Here is a 21,201-nt window from a genome sequence, read left to right on the forward strand (position 1 = left end):
AACGAACTTGCTGCGAATTGATTTGAAACTGTCATGGCGGTCATCTCTTAACTGCTCATTGGTGCAAGATTATTGTCACCACAAACCTGACATTGCTTGTCTTTGGTTATAGACATGGTCTGCCAGTTCATCCGCAGTCCATCAAAGAGGTGTAACTGACCACACTCAACATGAAAGCGATCTATCGCCAACTTTTGAATAGCAGCGAGAGCTTGGTAGTTCCCCAGAGTGCCCACCACAGGGCCGATAATGCCGGTTTCGCTGCACTTCATTGTTTGCTGCAATTCATCAAACGGATACAAGCATCGATAGCAGCCTGAATTTGATGGTTTGTCTGAGTAGTCAAAAACAGCAAACTGCCCTTGCCAACCAATCGCTGCCGCCGATATCAGAGGTGTATTTTGCTCATAACAAACTTGATTGATCAGCTGCCTCGTTGGCAGGTTGTCACTGCAATCCAACACCACATCCGCCAACATGATTTCGAGTTGTAACTGAGCTTGGTCGAGACGCTTGGTAATCGTGCGTACCTGAATCATTGAATTGAGATGACGAAGCTGCTGAGCCATCGCCTCGGTTTTCGCCAGTTCGATGTCGCCTTCACGATAGATAACCTGGCGCTGCAAATTGCTGCTATCAACATGGTCATCATCAATCACAACCAACTTACCCACGCCAGCAGCCGTGAGATACAAACTTGCTGCACTACCCAACCCACCACAGCCGACGAGCAACACATGAGATTGACCAAGACGAGCTTGGCCCGATTCTCCGATTTCAGGTAACGAAACTTGACGCTGATAACGAATGAATTCTTGATCAGTAAGCACGATAGTCCTCCATGACCAATGACGTGCTCGTTGTGCTCATCAGTTGATCGAAAAACTCAATCACTTGTTTCGGCGATTCGGACAAGGTAATCGCACGAACCACCGCTAAACTGGACACGCCACATTGCCAAGCTTGCTCTGCGTTTGATTGGTCAATGCCACCAATGGCCACAGTTGGATAGCCAACACTTTCACCATATGGAATGCTATCGATCAGCTTTTGATACAAAGCTAAGCGAACCAAACCTTGCGGTTTGGATGGCATTTGTTTGGTGGTGGTCGGAAAGATATGCCCCAGCGCAATGTAGCTTGGATTAATTTGGACGATACGCAGCAGTTCATAATAACCATGGGTTGATAGACCTAAGCAAATGCCTGCGGTGCTCAACTGACTCAAATTGGAATCTTCGATATCCTCTTGACCAAGATGAACCCCGAAAGCACCATGCTTGATGGCCAGTTGCCAATAATCATTAATAAAAACTTGAGCGTCATACTGACGACCGAGTTCAATTGCGCGTGCAATCTGCTGTTCTAAGTCTGGCTGATAGGGGTTTTTGATACGTAGTTGAATGGTGTTGATGCCCAATGGCAACAACCGTTCAATCCAACTGACGTCGTCCACGACCGGATAGAGCCCCAAACTCTGTTTGCTCAGATGAGGAAAGTTAACCGACTGTCCGTGTGATGACCAACCTACTTTGATGCCTAAACGACAATCTTCTAAGACTGGTGTAGGAAAATCAGCAAACTGAGACGCCCACTCCTGCTTAACCATTGTTTCACCATTAATGAGTGTTTCACGTGAAACATTCGTCATTGGGCGCGCTAAGGTTAAAGCATCTTCAATAGGGAAATCGAGAGCAAGCAGCGTTACCATCCACGCTAGGTGTTGATCGGTTTGAAGAGTTGTAGTTCTAGAAGTAGAAGCAACTGACAGAGCTCTTATTTCATCATTAATCGGATGGCGCCAGATATCCAACACGTCTGCGCTTGTCGTTTTAACAGAATCATCGTGCTTAGACTCTACGTCTTCAATACCAATAAAAATGGCCGAGGATGGTTGTTGGCGACATTCTGAAACCGATAGACCTGATTGGTAGTAAAGCACAAAATCGGCAGTCTCTGCTTCCTCACATACGTCAATCAGATCGGTACCTACACGAAAGGTATTTTGCCCAAGAACAAGTTGAATAAATTGAGTCGGGCTTACGCCCAACTCAATCTCATCAATACTAAAACCCTGTTCTTTCGCCAACAATAAACACTGCTGAACAGATCCTGTCAGCGGAATTAACGACGACGGAATAAGGATTTTAGTCATTGCTCATCCGCCTCAGCGTGCACGGCTGGGTGATAAAGCTCGGAACCTGTCGCGCGAAACTCTTCAGACTTCTTACGCATGCCTTCCAGCGGGTCATCTAACATCTTGATAGATATCGCCTGATCCGCGGCAACTTGCTCTGTATCTTTGGCATACTCTCTGACTTCTTGAGAAATCTTCATTGAGCAGAATTTAGGGCCGCACATTGAGCAGAAGTGCGCTACTTTTCCAGACTCTTGCGGCAGCGTTTCATCATGAAATGCACGTGCGGTATCGGGGTCTAAAGCGAGGTTAAATTGGTCTTCCCAGCGGAATTCAAAACGCGCCTTTGATAAAGCATTGTCACGAACTTGTGCTCCCGGATGCCCTTTTGCTAAATCCGCAGCATGCGCAGCTAGCTTGTAGGTGATCATACCGGTTTTAACATCTTCTTTATTTGGAAGCCCCAAGTGCTCCTTAGGGGTCACGTAGCACAACATAGCGCAGCCATACCAACCAATCATCGCCGCACCAATACCGGATGTAATATGGTCATAACCCGGAGCTATATCTGTCGTTAGAGGACCCAAGGTGTAGAACGGCGCTTCATGACAGTGTTCCAACTGTTGGTCCATATTTTCTTTAATCATATGCATTGGAATATGGCCAGGGCCTTCAATGATGACCTGTACATCATATTCCCATGCGATTTTCGTCAACTCGCCGAGCGTACGCAGCTCTGCAAATTGCGCTTCATCGTTCGCGTCTGCAACCGAGCCAGGACGCAAGCCATCACCAAGAGATAGAGCGACATCGTACTTCGCACAAATTTCACAGATCTCGCGGAAATGGGTGTATAAGAAGCTTTCTTGGTGATGCGCTAGACACCACTTAGCGATAATCGAGCCACCACGCGAAACAATACCCGTCACTCGTTTCGCCGTCATTGGAACATAGCGAAGTAGTAAACCAGCATGGATAGTAAAGTAATCAACACCCTGCTCTGCTTGTTCGATTAACGTGTCGCGCATGACTTCCCAATTCAGGTTCTCAGCAATGCCATTTACTTTCTCCAAAGCCTGATACATAGGAACCGTACCAATTGGCACCGGGCTATTGCGTAAAATCCATTCGCGAGTTTCATGAATGTTACGGCCGGTAGAAAGGTCCATCACGGTATCGCCACCCCAGCGTGTCGCCCAGACAAGTTTTTCCACTTCTTCTTCGATTGAAGACGTGACCGATGAGTTACCAATATTGGCATTCACCTTAACTAAGAAGTTACGGCCAATAATCATTGGTTCAGATTCTGGATGATTGATATTCGAAGGAATGATGGCGCGACCTTCTGCGACTTCTTTACGAACGAATTCTGCAGTAATGTCTTTAGGTAGATTTGCACCGAAGCTTTGGCCGGGATGCTGCTGAGTCAGCACGTCATCGCGATATTGAGCGCGCCCCATGTTCTCACGCAGTGCAATGTATTCCATTTCCGGAGTAACAATGCCTTTGCGAGCATAGTGTAGTTGAGTGACGCATTTTCCGGCTTTAGCTCGTCGAATACGTGGTAAGTTGCCATAACGCAAATCATCTAAGGTTTCATCGTCAAGACGCTCTTTTGCGTAAACAGAGCTCACATCTTCAAGGATTTCAGTATCATTGCGTTCTTCAATCCACCCTTCTCTAAGCTTTGGTAAGCCACTGTAAAGGTCGATAGCGTAATCTGGATCGGTATACACACCAGAGGTGTCATAAACACGTACAGGCTCATTAGGCTCAAAAATTGGAGCCTCTTTGGTGCCACCAATTAGGCTATCAGCCAAAGAAATTTCACGCATTGGCACTCGGATGTCAGGACGAGAACCCTCTATATACACTTTGGTTGAGTTTGGGTACGGCTGTACCGAGAGAGTATCAATAAACTGTTTTGCTTCCAGTCTCGCTTGTTTGCGACTCGACATAGCATTTTTCCTTGCTTGTTATTCTAGATAAAAAGTATTGGGATAAAAATGCTTGGCGGATAGATGCGACAAGAGGTGTCGAATTATGGACGATTAGAGTTCAGGTGCTCACTCTTTGTCTATTACTGCATTCGACGTTTTGATAGGTTAGCCAGACGTTGTCTGGTGTAGGTATCTTCTCTTGTTCCCTTCGCAGATATTAATCTGATCAGGTTCAACGGATCCCGAATTAACGGTCTCAGCCTTATGGCACTCCGACAAGTGAAGCCAGTATATAAAAACGGCTTGGTTAAACCAAGCCGACCTGATTACATTTTCGTTACTTTTGCTAGCTACGCATCAATAATTGGAAACCGATCCAAGCCGCCGAGATACTCAGAACAACATTCAATAAGATGTTTAAACCCATTTTAAAGAACGCACCTTGCTGCATAAGCAGTACGTTATCCATAGAAAATGTTGAAAAGGTGGTAAGCGCACCGAGGAAGCCTAGACCAATCACTTGTCTCCATGGTTCAGTTGCTAATATTTCACTTTCAAATGCCGCAATGAGCAACCCCATGATGAAAGAGCCTACAACGTTAACAGTCAGCGTACCGTAAGGGAAACCTCGTCCGAAAAGTAAGACACAAAATTCAGACACTAAATATCGAGAACACGCACCGATTGCCCCACCGAGTGCGATAAAGCCTAAAATAGAAAACTGCCCCATAATTCCCCCAATAAGTTCTGATGATATTGTAATCAAAATCACTCAGCTATCGGTAACACAATCTTAGAATTCGACAATATAATCGCTTTAAAACCACTGAAATATTTAAAAGTTACAGGAGTCACTTTTACATACGTTCCAAGCAATTTTTCATAGGAAGAACCCTTACGGGAATTTGCCGTTTAGATAAACATATCTCGTTTAAGTACTACTTGAAGAAAATGCTGATTCGTTATGGATAGCCTCAATAATATCGACTTTAAAAAGCTCGCAAGTCAGCAAAAATCTATTCAGATGAAAATGAAATACTGGCCCTTGCTCAATTCAAAGATGGGCACTCACGCACACAAATCGCCAAGTTTCTCAAGGTAAGCCGAACCAGTGTCAATAAGTGGGTTCAGACCTTTCTTTAAGAAGGGACGAAAGAACGGCAAAGAAAAGCCAAGAAGAGGAAGACCACCACTCTTAACTTCCGAGCAAAGAGAATAGTTGAGCCAATACACAAAAGATAAAGCCAATGATACACAAGGCGAACGACTGACTGGTGCCGACATCCAGAAAGAATTTGGTCAGCACTACCACTCTGATTCTATCTATTACCTGCTCGATCACATGGGCTTTTCATGGATAACTTCCCGTTCCCCCCCCCAAACAATCTCAACTAACACAAGAGGATTTGAAAAATTCAAAATCGAAACGATCCTTAAAATCCCAGAAAATATAGCACCAGATTTGGGCAATAAAACACGACAACACGCTTATGGGCTAAAAAAGGAACTCGCCCAAGAGCCGTGAAGCAATAACAATTTGAGTATGCTTATCTGTTCGGTTCAGTCTGTCCCAAAAAAGGAATTAGTGAGGCTATCATTGTCCCTGGGTTAATAAAGACATCATGATAGAGCACTTAAAACAAATATTGGCAGTCACAGAGGAGGGACGTCACGCTGTCGTTGTAATGGATGGTGCAGGATGGCATACAGAAGAAATTGCCAATGACTTTAAAATGTCAGTGTCATCAAACTTTCGCCCTATTCTCCAGAGCCAAACCCTATCGAACAAGTATGGCGTTGGTTGAGGCAACGCGATTTAGCCAATCAATATTTTACTGATTACGACGACATCATCTCCAAAGTCTGCGATGCATAGAATCGGTTTTTGGATTGCTCCAAAAGAGTCACCAAAATACATTCGTAAAAGTGAGTAGACCTAACCAGTTAATTTTCCAGATTGGTATGACTTCTCTTGGAAGGGAAAATGACAGACTCTAACACGACAAAAGCCCTGCTATTTCTAGCAGGGCTTTCAAATAAGTGGCGGAGCGGACGGGACTCGAACCCGCGACCCCCGGCGTGACAGGCCGGTATTCTAACCAACTGAACTACCGCTCCGCACTGGTTAGACCTAAGTCTAAATTTAAAGCCTGGCGATGTCCTACTCTCACATGGGGAAACCCCACACTACCATCGGCGCTATTTCGTTTCACTTCTGAGTTCGGAATGGAGTCAGGTGGGTCCAAAACGCTATGGTCGCCAAGCAAATTCTTTAATTCGGAAAGCTGTTTTTGTGTTCTCTACACATTCAATTCTGTTCTTGCTTCGAGTCCATCAAAACCCCTTGGGTGTTGTATGGTTAAGCCTCACGGGCAATTAGTATCAGTTAGCTCAATGCCTCACAGCACTTACACACCTGACCTATCAACGTCGTAGTCTCCGACAACCCTTTAGGATACTTAAAGTATCAGGGAAGACTCATCTCAGGGCTCGCTTCCCGCTTAGATGCTTTCAGCGGTTATCGATTCCGAACTTAGCTACCGGGCAATGCGTCTGGCGACACAACCCGAACACCAGAGGTTCGTCCACTCCGGTCCTCTCGTACTAGGAGCAGCCCCCTTCAATCTTCCAACGCCCACGGCAGATAGGGACCGAACTGTCTCACGACGTTCTAAACCCAGCTCGCGTACCACTTTAAATGGCGAACAGCCATACCCTTGGGACCGACTTCAGCCCCAGGATGTGATGAGCCGACATCGAGGTGCCAAACACCGCCGTCGATATGAACTCTTGGGCGGTATCAGCCTGTTATCCCCGGAGTACCTTTTATCCGTTGAGCGATGGCCCTTCCATTCAGAACCACCGGATCACTATGACCTGCTTTCGCACCTGCTCGAATTGTCATTCTCGCAGTCAAGCGGGCTTATGCCATTGCACTAACCTCACGATGTCCAACCGTGATTAGCCCACCTTCGTGCTCCTCCGTTACTCTTTGGGAGGAGACCGCCCCAGTCAAACTACCCACCAGGCACTGTCCGCAACCCCGATTAGGGGTCGACGTTAGAACATCAACACTACAAGGGTGGTATTTCAAGGACGGCTCCACACATACTGGCGTACGTGCTTCAAAGCCTCCCACCTATCCTACACATGTAGGGTCAATGTTCAGTGCCAAGCTGTAGTAAAGGTTCACGGGGTCTTTCCGTCTAGCCGCGGGTACACTGCATCTTCACAGCGATTTCAATTTCACTGAGTCTCGGGTGGAGACAGCGTGGCCATCATTACGCCATTCGTGCAGGTCGGAACTTACCCGACAAGGAATTTCGCTACCTTAGGACCGTTATAGTTACGGCCGCCGTTTACCGGGGCTTCGATCAAGAGCTTCGACCGAAGTCTAACCCCATCAATTAACCTTCCGGCACCGGGCAGGCGTCACACCGTATACGTCATCTTACGATTTTGCACAGTGCTGTGTTTTTAATAAACAGTTGCAGCCACCTGGTATCTGCGACTCTCAATAGCTCCATCCGCAAGGGACTTCACCGTCGAGAGCGTACCTTCTCCCGAAGTTACGGTACCATTTTGCCTAGTTCCTTCACCCGAGTTCTCTCAAGCGCCTTGGTATTCTCTACCCGACCACCTGTGTCGGTTTGGGGTACGATTCCTTACAATCTGAAGCTTAGAGGCTTTTCCTGGAAGCATGGCATCAATGACTTCACACCCGTAGGTGCTCGACGTCGTGTCTCAGCCTTAAAAAGAGCCGGATTTACCTAACTCTTAAGCCTACGCACTTGAACCTGGACAACCGTCGCCAGGCCCACCTAGCCTTCTCCGTCCCCCCATCGCAATTGTAAGAAGTACGGGAATATTAACCCGTTTCCCATCGACTACGCCTTTCGGCCTCGCCTTAGGGGTCGACTTACCCTGCCCCGATTAACGTTGGACAGGAACCCTTGGTCTTCCGGCGAGGAGGTTTTTCACCCCCTTTATCGTTACTCATGTCAGCATTCGCACTTCTGATACGTCCAGCATGCGTTACCACACACCTTCAACCGCTTACAGAACGCTCCCCTACCCAATATACAAAAGTATATTGCCGCAGCTTCGGTTTACTACTTAGCCCCGTTACATCTTCCGCGCAGGCCGACTCGACCAGTGAGCTATTACGCTTTCTTTAAATGATGGCTGCTTCTAAGCCAACATCCTGGCTGTCTGAGCCTTCCCACATCGTTTCCCACTTAGTAGTAATTTGGGACCTTAGCTGGCGGTCTGGGTTGTTTCCCTCTCCACGACGGACGTTAGCACCCGCCGTGTGTCTCCCGGATAGTACTTACTGGTATTCGGAGTTTGCAAAGGGTTGGTAAGTCGGGATGACCCCCTAGCCTTAACAGTGCTCTACCCCCAGTAGTATTCGTCCGAGGCGCTACCTAAATAGCTTTCGGGGAGAACCAGCTATCTCCAGGTTTGATTGGCCTTTCACCCCTAGCCACAAGTCATCCGCTAATTTTTCAACATTAGTCGGTTCGGTCCTCCAGTTGATGTTACTCAACCTTCAACCTGCCCATGGCTAGATCACCTGGTTTCGGGTCTATATCCAGAGACTGAACGCCCAGTTAAGACTCGGTTTCCCTACGGCTCCCCTAGATGGTTAACCTTGCCACTGAATATAAGTCGCTGACCCATTATACAAAAGGTACGCAGTCACAGGACAAAGCCTGCTCCTACTGCTTGTACGTACACGGTTTCAGGTTCTATTTCACTCCCCTCACAGGGGTTCTTTTCGCCTTTCCCTCACGGTACTGGTTCACTATCGGTCAGTCAGTAGTATTTAGCCTTGGAGGATGGTCCCCCCATATTCAGACAGGATATCACGTGTCCCGCCCTACTCGATTTCACTGAACACACGTCGTCAACTACGGGACTATCACCCTGTATCGTCGGACTTTCCAGACCGTTCGTCTAACGCGTGTAAAGCTTAAGGGCTAGTCCAATTTCGCTCGCCGCTACTTTCGGAATCTCGGTTGATTTCTTTTCCTCGGGGTACTTAGATGTTTCAGTTCCCCCGGTTCGCCTCCTTACCCTATGTATTCAGGTAAGGATACGTGCTTATGCACGTGGGTTTCCCCATTCAGAAATCCCAGACTCAAATGGTTGTTACTACCTAATCTGGGCTTATCGCAAGTTACTACGTCTTTCATCGCCTCTGACTGCCAAGGCATCCACCGTGTACGCTTAGTCACTTAACCATACAACCCGAAGGAGTTTCGAGTTGATGAACAAGTCACCAAAGTTGTCTGCAATTTTTATACATGATGCAGACTCGATTTTGCCGGACTCAAATTCCAAGAACACTTGAATGTGTTATTTTGGTGTTTGTCTTAAAGACAAACATTGAGAACTTTACAAACAACAATAAATTGTTGTTTTGTCAGCTTTCCAAATTGTTAAAGAGCTATGTTTCTTCACAAGGAAGTACATTTTCTAAAGACTTTCAGAGTCGAAGATTCTAACCACATACGTCTTACTGAAGTGGTTTGGAATTCCTATCCAAAAATACTTAGAGAATGGTGGGCGATACCGGGCTCGAACCAGTGACCCCCTGCTTGTAAGGCAGGTGCTCTCCCAACTGAGCTAATCGCCCACATAAGTTTTAATTCTTCGTGGAGAATAATGGTGGGTCGTGCAGGATTCGAACCTGCGACCAATTGATTAAAAGTCAACTGCTCTACCAACTGAGCTAACGACCCAATGGTATCCCGTAGGGGAGTCGAACCCCTGTTACCGCCGTGAAAGGGCGGTGTCCTAGGCCTCTAGACGAACGGGACACTGGATTGAAGAGTTTGGGAACTCTTCTTCTCTTTACTTTATAAACCGTATCAATCTGTGTGGACACTCATCGTGAATAATCATCGTTTAAGGAGGTGATCCAGCGCCAGGTTCCCCTAGCGCTACCTTGTTACGACTTCACCCCAGTCATGAACCACAAAGTGGTAAGCGTCCCCCCGAAGGTTAAACTACCTACTTCTTTTGCAGCCCACTCCCATGGTGTGACGGGCGGTGTGTACAAGGCCCGGGAACGTATTCACCGTGGCATTCTGATCCACGATTACTAGCGATTCCGACTTCATGGAGTCGAGTTGCAGACTCCAATCCGGACTACGACGCACTTTTTGGGATTCGCTCACTTTCGCAAGTTGGCTGCCCTCTGTATGCGCCATTGTAGCACGTGTGTAGCCCTACTCGTAAGGGCCATGATGACTTGACGTCGTCCCCACCTTCCTCCGGTTTATCACCGGCAGTCTCCCTGGAGTTCCCGACATTACTCGCTGGCAAACAAGGATAAGGGTTGCGCTCGTTGCGGGACTTAACCCAACATTTCACAACACGAGCTGACGACAGCCATGCAGCACCTGTCTCAGAGTTCCCGAAGGCACCAATCCATCTCTGGAAAGTTCTCTGGATGTCAAGAGTAGGTAAGGTTCTTCGCGTTGCATCGAATTAAACCACATGCTCCACCGCTTGTGCGGGCCCCCGTCAATTCATTTGAGTTTTAATCTTGCGACCGTACTCCCCAGGCGGTCTACTTAACGCGTTAGCTCCGAAAGCCACGGCTCAAGGCCACAACCTCCAAGTAGACATCGTTTACGGCGTGGACTACCAGGGTATCTAATCCTGTTTGCTCCCCACGCTTTCGCATCTGAGTGTCAGTATCTGTCCAGGGGGCCGCCTTCGCCACCGGTATTCCTTCAGATCTCTACGCATTTCACCGCTACACCTGAAATTCTACCCCCCTCTACAGTACTCTAGTCTGCCAGTTTCAAATGCAATTCCGAGGTTGAGCCCCGGGCTTTCACATCTGACTTAACAAACCACCTGCATGCGCTTTACGCCCAGTAATTCCGATTAACGCTCGCACCCTCCGTATTACCGCGGCTGCTGGCACGGAGTTAGCCGGTGCTTCTTCTGTCGCTAACGTCAAATGATAGTGCTATTAACACTACCACCTTCCTCACGACTGAAAGTGCTTTACAACCCGAAGGCCTTCTTCACACACGCGGCATGGCTGCATCAGGCTTGCGCCCATTGTGCAATATTCCCCACTGCTGCCTCCCGTAGGAGTCTGGACCGTGTCTCAGTTCCAGTGTGGCTGATCATCCTCTCAGACCAGCTAGGGATCGTCGCCTTGGTGAGCCCTTACCTCACCAACTAGCTAATCCCACCTAGGCATATCCTGACGCGAGAGGCCCGAAGGTCCCCCTCTTTGGCCCGTAGGCATCATGCGGTATTAGCCATCGTTTCCAATGGTTATCCCCCACATCAGGGCAATTTCCTAGGCATTACTCACCCGTCCGCCGCTCGACGCCGTTATCGTCCCCCGAAGGTTCAGATAACTCGTTTCCGCTCGACTTGCATGTGTTAGGCCTGCCGCCAGCGTTCAATCTGAGCCATGATCAAACTCTTCAATTTAAGATTTTGTTCGGCTCAATGAATACTGAACATTACATAACGTAATGTTTGAATTGACTGTGCTGAATCCGAAGATTCAATGGTCACTTCGTTTCATTGAAACCTAATTTGATACCGAGGTATCTAATTGGATCATCATCAACGAGTGCCCACACAGATTGATAGGTCTATATTGTTAAAGAGCTTTCCTGTTGAGCCTTGAGCTATGCGCCCCACTCAAACAGGACGGCCATTTTAGCGAGTTAAAGTTTAGTGTCAATCACTTTTTTCAAACTTTCTTCAAGCGTTTCCGCTTGGCTAATTTGGCTTGCTAACTTCAACTTCGTTTCTTTCGAAGCGTTGCCGTGTCAGCGAGGTGGCATTATAGAGATTGCGATCACATTGGCAAGCCCTTTTTCACGTTTTTTTTGATTTTTTTATCGTTTGGGTGTTTTTTATTCTAAAAGGCGAGTTTTCACTACTATTCTACCTCCATGTCCCCTGTAATCGCCCCTAATAAGGAGAAAAGATGAGCTCAATTAGAAGCTACAAAGGTATAAAGCCTCAACTTGGTGAGCGTGTTTACGTTGACTCAACCTCAGTGTTAGTCGGAGATATCCGTATTGGGGACGATTCTAGCATTTGGCCATTAGTAGCGGCACGAGGCGATGTGAACCACATTCACATTGGTGATCGAACGAATATTCAAGATGGCAGTGTTTTGCATGTCACCCATAAGAACTCTGAAAACCCAAACGGCTATCCACTTATTATCGGCAATGACGTTACGATTGGCCACACAGTGATGCTGCACGGTTGTGAGATACACGATCGTGTATTGGTTGGTATGGGGGCGATTGTTTTAGATTCTGTCGTTATTGAATCAGAGGTGATGATTGGAGCGGGCAGTTTAGTACCGCCAGGAAAGAGATTAGAAAGCGGCTATCTTTATGTCGGTAGCCCAGTAAAACAAGCTCGCCCTCTATCAGAGACAGAACGAGCTTTTTTGCAAAAGTCTGCCAATAACTATGTTCAAAACAAAAACGACTACTTACATGAAGTAGAAGACTTGAACTAAAGGTCTGTTAGCCGATGATAATGTGGCCTTCTTCATTGAAGGCTTCATCTTCTATTAACTCTTCTGCTATTTCTTCCAGATCAAATCGGTAGTCAATAAAAGCAGAGATCACGGCCTGCTCCGTATCTAACTCTGAGCCAGATAACTTTTCTAACTTTTGTTTCGTCACAAAGCATTCTATTAGCGCACCAGATTGTTGCGCCGCAAAGTTTACTGATTGTGATACTTCATCCCATGATTGCATGTCTGGGAATAAGATGGATTGATTCATCGCTTATTGACCTTCAAGGTTCTTTCTTAATTCACGCAAAATCTGTTTAGCTCCAGGACGAAGACCGCGCCATAACATAAAACTCTCAGCAGCTTGGCCAACTAACATACCTAAACCATCATAAGCATGTGCCGCACCGTGTTGCTTAGCCCATTGGTTAAATGTGGTATCACCTTTGCCATACATCATGTCGTAGCTTGTACTATTGGCGGCGAACACCGAGGAAGAGATCGCAGGTAACTCACCACTCAATGATGCAGACGTAGAGTTGATTATGACATCGAACTCTTCAGCAATGGTATTCATCTCTTTTGCTGTAACAGGGCCATACGCAGAAAACAATTCTGCCAATTCTTCGGCTTTGGAAAACGTACGATTAGTTATCGTTAGAGATGTTGGTTTTTGATCGAGCAATGGTTTAATCACTCCTCGAGCGGCACCACCAGCTCCTATGATCAGGATGCGTGCGCCTTCTAAAACGACTTGATGTTGCAACAAGTCCTGCACTAAGCCTGCACCATCAGTGTTATCACCAATGATTTCACCATCATCAAGCTTCTTAAGTGTATTCACTGCTCCAGCAAGCTGAGCACGCTCGGTCAAACGGCTGGCAAATTGATAGGCATCTTCTTTAAAAGGCAAGGTCACGTTACAGCCTTTGCCGCCGTCAGCAAAAAATGCTTTCGCTGCCTCGATAAATCCACCCACAGGCGCACACTCTGCGGTGTATGTAAGGGACTGATTCGTTTGACGAGCAAAGAGTGTATGGATAAATGGCGACTTGCTGTGCCCGATAGGGTTACCAAACACGGCGTAACGATCGATTTGCGGGGTCATGTCCTTACCTTTATTCCTTACTTAGATATAGAGAAAACAGGGCCATCTGATTACAGATGACCCTATCACTATCTATCTATATAGAAAAGGAGATTCCGTGCTTACCATTCGCGTGGTTTCAGGTATCGCTCGTAAAGTTCGGCTTCAGGCGTTCCTGCTTCTGGTTCGTAGCGGTACTCCCATCGCGCTAACGGCGGCATCGACATCAGAATCGACTCGGTACGCCCACCACTTTGTAAACCAAATAAGGTGCCACGGTCGTAGACTAAGTTGAACTCAACATAACGACCACGACGGTAAAGTTGGAATTCACGTTCGCGCTCGCCATATTCGATGTCTTTACGACGAGACACGATCGGCAAGTAAGCTTGGCAATAGCCTTCACCCACCGCTTTGATGTAATCGAAACACTTATCAAACTCCCAGTGATTCAAATCATCAAAGAACAAACCACCGACACCACGAGTTTCGTTTCGATGTGGCAAGAAGAAGTACTTATCACACCACGCTTTGTGCTCGGCATAAACATCTTCACCAAATGGGGCACAGATGGCCTTAGCTGTGTCGTGCCATGACTGACAATCTTCTTCGAAAGGATAGAAAGGAGTCAGGTCGAAACCACCACCAAACCACCAAATTGGTTCTTCGCCCTCTTTCTCGGCGATAAAGAAACGCACATTCGCATGAGAAGTTGGGACGTAAGGGTTTTTGGGATGGATAACCAAAGAGACCCCCATCGCTTCAAAGCGGCGACCAGCTAGCTCTGGACGATGAGCCGTCGCAGATGCTGGCATTTCTTCCCCTTCCACATGCGAGAAGTTCACCCCACCTTGCTCGAAAACAAGGCCATCACGCAGAACACGTGAGCGCCCACCGCCACCAAGACGTTCGCCCGGTTCACGATGCCATGCATCTTCGACAAAGACGGCCTTTCCATCTTCTTGTTCTAACTGCTGACAAATGGAGTCCTGAAGTGACATCAAGAACTGCTTTACGGCGTACTTATCGATTGCTGACATACGTTATTACCTATTACGTGATACCTATTGATGGCTGGCAAGCAGGGTTAGCCCTGTCTTAATATTTGTGAAGTTTTGGCGTCACGAATCTCGCTGGGTTTATCACGACCGCTGGTTTCACCACGAAGAATGGCCACCAGCTTGTCACCCAATTGCTGCTCTACCTCTTCCGTGGTCATACACGGTGGCAAACCGGAAAGATTCGCGCTGGTAGAGGTTAACGGCTTTCCGAATGCATTACACATCTTTTGAACCAAAGGATGATCAGTCACACGAACTGCAATTGAATCAAACTGTCCTGAAACCCAGTTGGAGACTTTATCGCTCGCTGGCATGATCCAAGTGTATGGGCCAGGCCAAGTTGCATGAACGGTCGCTAATTGTTCTGGAGTCAGTTGAGATTCATCAATATACGGCAAGAGCTGCTCATAACTTGCGGCGATCAGAATCAGCCCTTTTTCCACCGGACGCTGCTTGAGATCCAGCAGTTTTTGAATTGCTTCTGGGTTATCTGGATCGCATCCGACACCAAAAACCCCTTCTGTTGGGTAGGCAATCACTTCGCCTTGTTGTAGTGCGTTGAGCACTTGTTCAAAGTTATCCACCGATTACTTCCTGATTGTCTGACTGTATTATTTTCACTAAGTGTACAAATATTCATTCTCAGACACTAAAGCAATTTTTTTATAAAATGTATCAATAGCGTCAACAACAAGACGCAAACGTTTGCTTGAGATAAAAATCCCCGTATAATGCGCACAAATTTATCAGCTCACCTAATTTTGCAGCTTGAAGGAGTTTGAGATGAAAGTCGGTATCATCATGGGTTCTAAATCCGATTGGCCAACCATGAAACTAGCAGCAGACATGCTGGATCAATTTGGCGTGTCTTACGAAACAAAGGTGGTGTCAGCTCACCGTACTCCTCAACTATTAGCCGATTACGCTAGCAGCGCGAAAGAACGCGGCATCAAAGTGATCATCGCAGGTGCCGGTGGTGCAGCTCACCTACCGGGAATGGCGGCAGCCTTCACCAGTTTGCCTGTACTTGGCGTTCCGGTTCAATCTCGCGCTCTAAAAGGCATGGACTCTTTGCTATCTATTGTACAAATGCCAAAAGGCATTGCTGTCGGCACGTTAGCGATTGGCGAAGCGGGCGCTGCAAACGCGGGCATCTTAGCGGCACAAATCCTAGGCACTCATGACGAGAGCATCATGACTAAGGTAGAAGCGTTCCGCAATGAACAGACGGAAACCGTACTGGCTAACCCAAATCCAGCTGAGGATTAATCAGATGCATGTACTGGTTCTCGGATCAGGTCAGTTGGCTCGCATGATGTCTCTGGCTGGTGCACCACTGAACATCCAAATCTCGGCTTACGATGTCGGTAGCGGTAACGTTGTCCATCCTCTTACCCAACAGGTGCTTGGTCATGGTTTGGAAAATGCCATTGAACAAGTGGATGCGATCACCGCAGAATTCGAACATATTCCTCACGATGTACTCGACATCTGTGAATTAAGTGGCAAGTTCCTCCCTAGTACCGCAGCCATCAAAGCAGGCGGTGACCGCCGTGTTGAAAAAGCGCTACTCGATAATGCTGGCGTGCGTAATGCAAAGCACTACGTGATTGAGAAACGTGAAGATTTTGAACGCGCAATTGAACATGTTGGCATACCTATGGTGCTGAAAAGTGCATTGGGTGGTTACGATGGTAAAGGCCAATGGCGCTTGAAAGAAGCGGCTCAGATCGAGACGATCTGGGCAGAAATGGCGGAGTGCATTGCAGCAACACCAACTCAAGCCATTGTGGCAGAGGAGTTTGTGCCATTTAATCGTGAAGTCTCTTTAGTTGGTGCGCGTGGCAAAGACGGCAGTGTTGAAGTTTACCCTCTAGCAGAAAACGTTCATACCAATGGCGTATTGAGCTTATCCACCGCGATTGATGCGCCAGAGCTGCAAGCCCAAGCCAAGCAGATGTTCACGGCCGTCGCAGATAGCCTGGATTACGTTGGCGTATTGGCACTCGAGTTCTTTGATGTCGATGGCACACTGTTAGTCAATGAGATTGCCCCACGCGTGCACAACTCCGGTCACTGGACACAGCAAGGTGCGGAAACTTGTCAGTTTGAAAACCATCTGCGCGCCGTGTGCGGCTTGCCGTTAGGCAGCACCAAACTGATTCGCGAAACCTCAATGGTGAATATTCTTGGTGAAGATACGTTGCCAGAAGCGCTGCTCGCCATGGATGGTTGCCACATCCACTGGTACGGAAAAGAAAAACGTGAAGGGCGCAAAATGGGTCACATCAACGTATGCGGTGACTACCCAGGAGAATTGCACCGTAGGTTGTGCGCTCTCGCGGAGGTCTTAGATCCAATGACATTTCCAGCCGTGCACGAGTTTGCGAAACAAGCATAACGCTAAAATCTAGCCCCAAAAACCACAAAGGGTCGCACGATGCGACCCTTTTTAATTCCTTTGATGTATTTACCCTTGTTGAGTGTGCTGGCACTTACGGTTAGCACATTGCAATTTCACACCACTGGCGAGTTTCTTCTCCACCAACAAAATAAAACCACATTCTTCGCATCTCCCCTTAACCGGAGGGAGATTCACTGCAAATTTGCATTTAGGGTAGTTATCACATGCGTAGAAAGTTTTACCAAAACGCGTCTTACGTTCAACCAAATGACCTTTACCGCATTCAGGACACGCATGGTGCTCTTGCGACTGCTTTTCTGGCTCAGGTTGATTAATCGACTCAATATGATGGCACGCCGGATAGTTACTGCAACCAACAAACATCCCATAACGCCCTTGGCGTAATACCAACTCGTTACCACAATCTGGACAAGGAACGCCAAGCTCTTTGACGATGTGTCCATCATTGTTGTGCAGGGCTTTGATGTAATCACAGCTTGGGTAGTGGCTACAGCCAAGAAAGGGGCCGTGTTTGCCATGTTTGAGGGTCAACTCGCTGCCACATTTAGGACACGGCTCGTGTTCCAATGCGTGTTCATGGGCAGAGAAAAGGGTGTTGTCGATTTTACTACTCATACTTACCGTTTCGTGAAAAACACACCAAAAGACAAGCTCGCGTTCTTGCTAGCTAAACCCGAACTTGCCTAGATTGGGTTAGTGAAGAATCCCTTGTTCCTTGGTGTACAACAGCTCTTCCATTAGCGTATAAGCGTTTTCATTACCAGGCACATTAAACAGCACCATCAAAATGATCCATTTGAGGTCTTCAAGCTCAAACTCGCTCGTTTCTAGACCCATCACTCGGTCAATCACCATTTCACGAGTTTCTGTCGTCAATACATTGATTTGCTCAAGGAACAATAAAAAACCTCGGCACTCCAAATCCAAACGCTGCATCTCTTTTGCAGTGTAGATACGAGTCGATGATGACGCGATACAAGCCGAAATCGCAGAAGATGTATCACTTTGCTGCAGCGCTGCGAGCTCTTCTAACCAGACAAGGGCTTTGTAGATATCTTTTTGTTGGAAGCCTGCGCGAAGCAATTCTTCTTCCAACTCGTCTTGTTCGACCTGTAACTCTGCATCGCTATGGATGTAGGTTTCGAATAGATACATCAGTATATCCATCATCATAGCTAGCCCCTCCCCTTTCGAATATAGCCACCTGAAACCGCAACAACATGCCCAGAGAGCTCAAGCTCTAAGAGCTGCATCATGACTTCTTGGACAGGTATATTGGTCCTGTTTGCAAGAATATCAACCGGTGTAGCTTCACTTCCTACGTTAGCTAACAGCTGAGGAAATGGCAATTCTTCTTCATCATTTAACGTAGAAAATAAATCGATACTTTGATTAACAGACCAATCGAGTAAAGACTGTATTTCATCGAGGATATCTTGGGTTTTCTCTACGAGGCAGGCACCGTTGCGAATCAATTGGTTACCACCACTAGCATTGCGAGCATTAATTGAGGCCGGCAGCGCAAACACTTCTCGCCCTTGCTCAAGGGCATAACGCGCGGTAATAAGCGAGCCACTTTTCTCGGCCGCTTCCACCACTAACACACCTAACGATAAGCCGCTAATGATACGGTTTCGACGCGGAAAGTTTTCTGCGCGAGGCTTGGCATTGGGGCGAAACTCAGAAACCAGTGCGCCATTCTCTGTTACTCGCCGCGCTAAACCACGATGACGAGCAGGATAAATATGTTCTAAACCAGACCCGAGCACAGCTATCGTCTTACCACCCGCTTGTAGCGCACCATCATGAGCATGGCCATCAATCCCAAGCGCTAAGCCGCTAGTGACAATCAATTCTTGCTGAGCCAACTCTGCCGCAAATTGACGTGCATGGTGTAAACCATCAAAACTGGCGTTACGGCTGCCCACCATGGCAATTTGTGGTTGCGATAAAAAGGTAGGATTCCCCTCAACAAATAACAACGGAGGCGGAGCGACAACTTGCTTGAGTAAAGGGGGATATAAAGGATCGGCCAGCGTCAGAATGTGATGATTTGTAGAAGTGGCTAGCCACGTTAAACAAGCATCGACCTCTTTATCGGCCGAAGCCCAAGCTTGCAACTGTTTGTGCGTCAAACCCAATTGATAGAGCTGTTCAGAAGAGGAATTGATGATATTGCGAGGCGTATCTTTGGCGAGCAGCTTATTCATTTTGACCCCACCGATGCCTGGCAAGCAACTCAGCTTAAGCCAGGCAGCAAGGTCACTGTCGTTATTGCGTGGTTTCATTGGTGGTCGACTCTTGCGTCAGAGGCGAAACCACAGAGACCTCTTTATTGATGGGTTTAGTGCTGGTTGTGATCAACGCCAAGCTAAAGTACTCATAAGGACGAATGACCAGCAACTCGCCAACTTTGCTTTGAGGTAAGGTTATTTTCTTATCGAGGACACCAAACTCTTTCTTGAATTCATCGCCATCTTTGTAAACCGGATGCGCGTCTTCTTTTAAATCAAACACACTGCCTTGTTTCAGACTGTCAGACGTCCCTTTATCAATCACCACGACTTGGTTGGTTGAGCTAAAGCGAATACCTTCGATATTGCCTAGCAACTTTGCAGAACTGCCTTGTGGAGACGGCATAGGGTAGAACGTAGTTGTGAAGTCAGTGTTCTCAACCGATTGATTTGGCAAAGCGATATCGTTGCGCAGGATTTCTTGCAATTGAGACGTGATCTTCAAACCAGAATAATCGCTCGAAGCCTCAACGAGTTCGCCTTTGGCAATCAAACGCAGCGCAGTGATCTCTTTAGACACATCGTCACGCGAAAAGGTTTCTACCGGTCGGTAAATAGCCCAGCCTGTAGCGGTCTGCTTGCCATCGATGTACAGCACATCTTCTGCCGTCAGATACTTACTGCCTTTGCTGCTGCCCATCACTTTTGCAGCATTGTTCAACGCATCTTGATCCAGCAACCGATCCGATTTGAGATACGGCATCACCAAACCTTCCGCTACCGTTGGTACGGCTTTCTTTTCTGTGATGCGTGCTTTCGGGCTCAGCTTCTTAACCGGTTTTAGGCTCAACACGGGCTGACCGTTAATCCACACCAAAGACAGCTTATCTCCGGGATAAATTAAATGAGGGTTATCGATGTCTGGATTGACTTGCCATAAACGAGGCCACAACCACGGGCTATCTAAGTACATGGCCGAAATATCCCATAGCGTATCGCCCTTCACGACTACATAAGTTTGTGGCGCATCATCTTTAACAGTCAGTGGTTTAGCATCCACATTTGCTACAGCGTTGAAAGAGAAAAGTAACGGCAACGTAACACTGGCAACGTTGCGGAAAATTCGATTCATGACCCTCGTCCTTGGTCTGTTAAGCAGGAACCAGAATGGAAATTGGTGCAAGGATGCTGTCATTTAGGCTATAAAATGTCTAGAATTGAGCCAACAAGGTTTGTGCTGTTTCGGCACAGTTCAATATTTCGAGTGAATATGTCTGTATTACAAGTATTAACATTCCCAGATGATCGCCTGCGCACGGTCGCGAAGCCTGTTGACGCGGTGACTCCTGAGATTCAAAAAATCGTCGATGACATGATTGAAACCATGTACGACGAAGAAGGTATTGGCCTTGCTGCAACGCAGGTTGATATCCACAAACGTATCGTAGTGATTGATATTTCAGAAACTCGCGATGAGCCGATGGTGCTAATCAACCCTGAGATTCTGGAAAAGCGTGGCGAAGATGGCATCGAAGAAGGCTGTCTGTCGGTACCAGGTGCACGCGCACTTGTGCCTCGCGCTGCAGAAGTTACCGTTAAAGCACTGGATCGTGATGGCAAAGAGTTCACCTTTGAAGCCGACGACCTGCTAGCGATTTGTGTTCAACACGAGCTTGATCACCTACAAGGTAAGCTATTCGTGGATTACCTATCACCCCTGAAACGCAAACGCATTCAGGACAAGCTAGCAAAAATCAAACGCTTTAACGAGAAGCAGCAAAACGCTTAATCTCG

Annotated in this window: 19 protein-coding genes, 4 tRNA genes, 3 rRNA genes and 1 riboswitch; of the genes, 7 read left to right on the top strand and 19 right to left on the bottom strand. The window is 47.3% G+C overall.

Translation table 11 applies throughout. The features are described from left to right. Nucleotides 1-47: 47 nt before the first annotated feature. The 4 genes from thiF to crcB all read right to left on the bottom strand — a co-directional run bounded on the left by thiF (nucleotide 48) and on the right by crcB (nucleotide 4,806). Nucleotides 48-830, bottom strand: a complete 783-nt coding sequence (gene thiF / locus DYB02_RS00820) for a thiazole biosynthesis adenylyltransferase ThiF (RefSeq protein ID WP_029806215.1) — start codon at nucleotides 828-830, stop codon at nucleotides 48-50. Further along, nucleotides 820-2,154, bottom strand: a complete 1,335-nt coding sequence (locus tag DYB02_RS00825; protein ID WP_029806213.1) for a thiamine phosphate synthase — start codon at nucleotides 2,152-2,154, stop codon at nucleotides 820-822. The genes thiF and DYB02_RS00825 overlap by 11 nt, the downstream gene beginning before the upstream one ends. Further along, entirely contained in the window at nucleotides 2,151-4,094 is a 1,944-nt protein-coding gene (gene thiC, locus DYB02_RS00830; protein WP_029806211.1) for a phosphomethylpyrimidine synthase ThiC, read from the bottom strand. The genes DYB02_RS00825 and thiC overlap by 4 nt, the downstream gene beginning before the upstream one ends. Before the next feature lie 168 nt (nucleotides 4,095-4,262). After that, nucleotides 4,263-4,361, bottom strand: a riboswitch (TPP riboswitch). 61 nt (nucleotides 4,362-4,422) lie between these two features. Next, complete coding sequence (gene crcB, locus DYB02_RS00835; protein WP_005497358.1) at nucleotides 4,423-4,806, bottom strand: fluoride efflux transporter CrcB; 384 nt, start codon at nucleotides 4,804-4,806, stop codon at nucleotides 4,423-4,425. A 350-nt stretch (nucleotides 4,807-5,156) separates the two neighbouring features. On the opposite strand from crcB, the gene DYB02_RS26060 reads away from it, so the two are divergent. From DYB02_RS26060 to DYB02_RS26065, 3 genes are all read left to right on the top strand, one after another. After that, nucleotides 5,157-5,219 (top strand): hypothetical protein, encoded by a 63-nt coding sequence (locus tag DYB02_RS26060; protein ID WP_078535021.1) that lies wholly within the window; start codon nucleotides 5,157-5,159, stop codon nucleotides 5,217-5,219. Nucleotides 5,220-5,295: 76 nt separating this feature from the next. Next, nucleotides 5,296-5,601: a winged helix-turn-helix domain-containing protein gene (locus DYB02_RS25855; protein ID WP_225868816.1), complete on the top strand. Its 306-nt coding sequence runs from the start codon at nucleotides 5,296-5,298 to the stop codon at nucleotides 5,599-5,601. A 219-nt stretch (nucleotides 5,602-5,820) separates the two neighbouring features. After that, a complete protein-coding gene (locus DYB02_RS26065) occupies nucleotides 5,821-5,952 on the top strand; it encodes a transposase (RefSeq protein WP_115224156.1) in 132 nt (43 codons plus the stop codon). Nucleotides 5,953-6,117: 165 nt separating this feature from the next. Here the strand turns inward: DYB02_RS26065 and DYB02_RS00860 are convergent. The 7 genes from DYB02_RS00860 to DYB02_RS00895 form a co-directional block, all read right to left on the bottom strand. Next, a tRNA-Asp gene (locus tag DYB02_RS00860) sits at nucleotides 6,118-6,194 on the bottom strand. Nucleotides 6,195-6,224: 30 nt separating this feature from the next. Beyond that, nucleotides 6,225-6,340 (bottom strand): 5S ribosomal RNA (gene rrf, locus DYB02_RS00865). Between the two features lie 91 nt (nucleotides 6,341-6,431). After that, nucleotides 6,432-9,322, bottom strand: a 23S ribosomal RNA gene (locus DYB02_RS00870). Between the two features lie 319 nt (nucleotides 9,323-9,641). Beyond that, nucleotides 9,642-9,717: transfer RNA gene (locus tag DYB02_RS00880), tRNA-Val, on the bottom strand. 30 nt (nucleotides 9,718-9,747) lie between these two features. Next, nucleotides 9,748-9,823: transfer RNA gene (locus DYB02_RS00885), tRNA-Lys, on the bottom strand. Nucleotides 9,824-9,825: 2 nt separating this feature from the next. Further along, nucleotides 9,826-9,901, bottom strand: a tRNA-Glu gene (locus DYB02_RS00890). A gap of 89 nt (nucleotides 9,902-9,990) precedes the next feature. Next, nucleotides 9,991-11,543: ribosomal RNA gene (locus tag DYB02_RS00895) — 16S ribosomal RNA — on the bottom strand. Together the 16S, 23S and 5S rRNA genes with 4 tRNA genes alongside form the textbook arrangement of a ribosomal RNA operon. 508 nt (nucleotides 11,544-12,051) lie before the next feature. Here DYB02_RS00895 and DYB02_RS00905 point away from each other — a divergent pair. Next, nucleotides 12,052-12,600 carry a gamma carbonic anhydrase family protein gene (locus DYB02_RS00905; RefSeq protein ID WP_029806383.1) on the top strand — a complete coding sequence of 183 codons (549 nt, stop codon included), beginning with the start codon at nucleotides 12,052-12,054 and terminating at the stop codon, nucleotides 12,598-12,600. A gap of 7 nt (nucleotides 12,601-12,607) precedes the next feature. Here DYB02_RS00905 and DYB02_RS00910 read toward each other — a convergent pair whose 3' ends face one another. The 4 genes from DYB02_RS00910 to tsaC form a co-directional block, all read right to left on the bottom strand. Beyond that, the gene (locus tag DYB02_RS00910; RefSeq protein ID WP_005461429.1) at nucleotides 12,608-12,871 is read right to left on the bottom strand and encodes a DUF1488 family protein; all 264 of its coding nucleotides are present in this window, start codon (nucleotides 12,869-12,871) and stop codon (nucleotides 12,608-12,610) included. Between the two features lie 3 nt (nucleotides 12,872-12,874). Beyond that, nucleotides 12,875-13,708: a shikimate dehydrogenase gene (gene aroE, locus DYB02_RS00915; RefSeq protein ID WP_015297507.1), complete on the bottom strand. Its 834-nt coding sequence runs from the start codon at nucleotides 13,706-13,708 to the stop codon at nucleotides 12,875-12,877. 101 nt (nucleotides 13,709-13,809) lie between these two features. Next, on the bottom strand, nucleotides 13,810-14,727 hold the full coding sequence (hemF, locus tag DYB02_RS00920) for an oxygen-dependent coproporphyrinogen oxidase (protein ID WP_029806385.1): 918 nt from the start codon (nucleotides 14,725-14,727) through the stop codon (nucleotides 13,810-13,812). Nucleotides 14,728-14,774: 47 nt separating this feature from the next. Beyond that, on the bottom strand, nucleotides 14,775-15,332 hold the full coding sequence (tsaC, locus tag DYB02_RS00925; protein WP_015297509.1) for an L-threonylcarbamoyladenylate synthase type 1 TsaC: 558 nt from the start codon (nucleotides 15,330-15,332) through the stop codon (nucleotides 14,775-14,777). A 199-nt stretch (nucleotides 15,333-15,531) separates the two neighbouring features. Here tsaC and purE point away from each other — a divergent pair, with 199 nt between their 5' ends. Beyond that, nucleotides 15,532-16,017 (top strand): 5-(carboxyamino)imidazole ribonucleotide mutase, encoded by a 486-nt coding sequence (gene purE / locus DYB02_RS00930; protein ID WP_005497410.1) that lies wholly within the window; start codon nucleotides 15,532-15,534, stop codon nucleotides 16,015-16,017. 4 nt (nucleotides 16,018-16,021) lie between these two features. Next, nucleotides 16,022-17,149 (top strand): 5-(carboxyamino)imidazole ribonucleotide synthase, encoded by a 1,128-nt coding sequence (locus tag DYB02_RS00935; RefSeq protein WP_029806386.1) that lies wholly within the window; start codon nucleotides 16,022-16,024, stop codon nucleotides 17,147-17,149. Nucleotides 17,150-17,218: 69 nt separating this feature from the next. Here the strand turns inward: DYB02_RS00935 and DYB02_RS00940 are convergent, their stop codons facing one another. From DYB02_RS00940 to DYB02_RS00955, 4 genes are all read right to left on the bottom strand, one after another. Beyond that, on the bottom strand, nucleotides 17,219-17,788 hold the full coding sequence (locus DYB02_RS00940) for a DNA topoisomerase family protein (protein WP_025442383.1): 570 nt from the start codon (nucleotides 17,786-17,788) through the stop codon (nucleotides 17,219-17,221). A 78-nt stretch (nucleotides 17,789-17,866) separates the two neighbouring features. After that, on the bottom strand, nucleotides 17,867-18,346 hold the full coding sequence (locus DYB02_RS00945; RefSeq protein ID WP_005461440.1) for a DUF494 family protein: 480 nt from the start codon (nucleotides 18,344-18,346) through the stop codon (nucleotides 17,867-17,869). A 2-nt stretch (nucleotides 18,347-18,348) separates the two neighbouring features. Further along, the gene (gene dprA, locus DYB02_RS00950) at nucleotides 18,349-19,461 is read right to left on the bottom strand and encodes a DNA-processing protein DprA (protein WP_029804724.1); all 1,113 of its coding nucleotides are present in this window, start codon (nucleotides 19,459-19,461) and stop codon (nucleotides 18,349-18,351) included. Then, entirely contained in the window at nucleotides 19,445-20,539 is a 1,095-nt protein-coding gene (locus DYB02_RS00955) for a LysM peptidoglycan-binding domain-containing protein (RefSeq protein WP_005461388.1), read from the bottom strand. The genes dprA and DYB02_RS00955 overlap by 17 nt, the downstream gene beginning before the upstream one ends. A gap of 138 nt (nucleotides 20,540-20,677) precedes the next feature. On the opposite strand from DYB02_RS00955, the gene def reads away from it, so the two are divergent. After that, nucleotides 20,678-21,196, top strand: a complete 519-nt coding sequence (def, locus tag DYB02_RS00960) for a peptide deformylase (RefSeq protein WP_005461416.1) — start codon at nucleotides 20,678-20,680, stop codon at nucleotides 21,194-21,196. The last annotated feature ends 5 nt before the right edge of the window (nucleotides 21,197-21,201 follow it).

The organism is Vibrio parahaemolyticus (assembly GCF_900460535.1).
Lineage (GTDB): Bacteria > Pseudomonadota > Gammaproteobacteria > Enterobacterales > Vibrionaceae > Vibrio > Vibrio parahaemolyticus.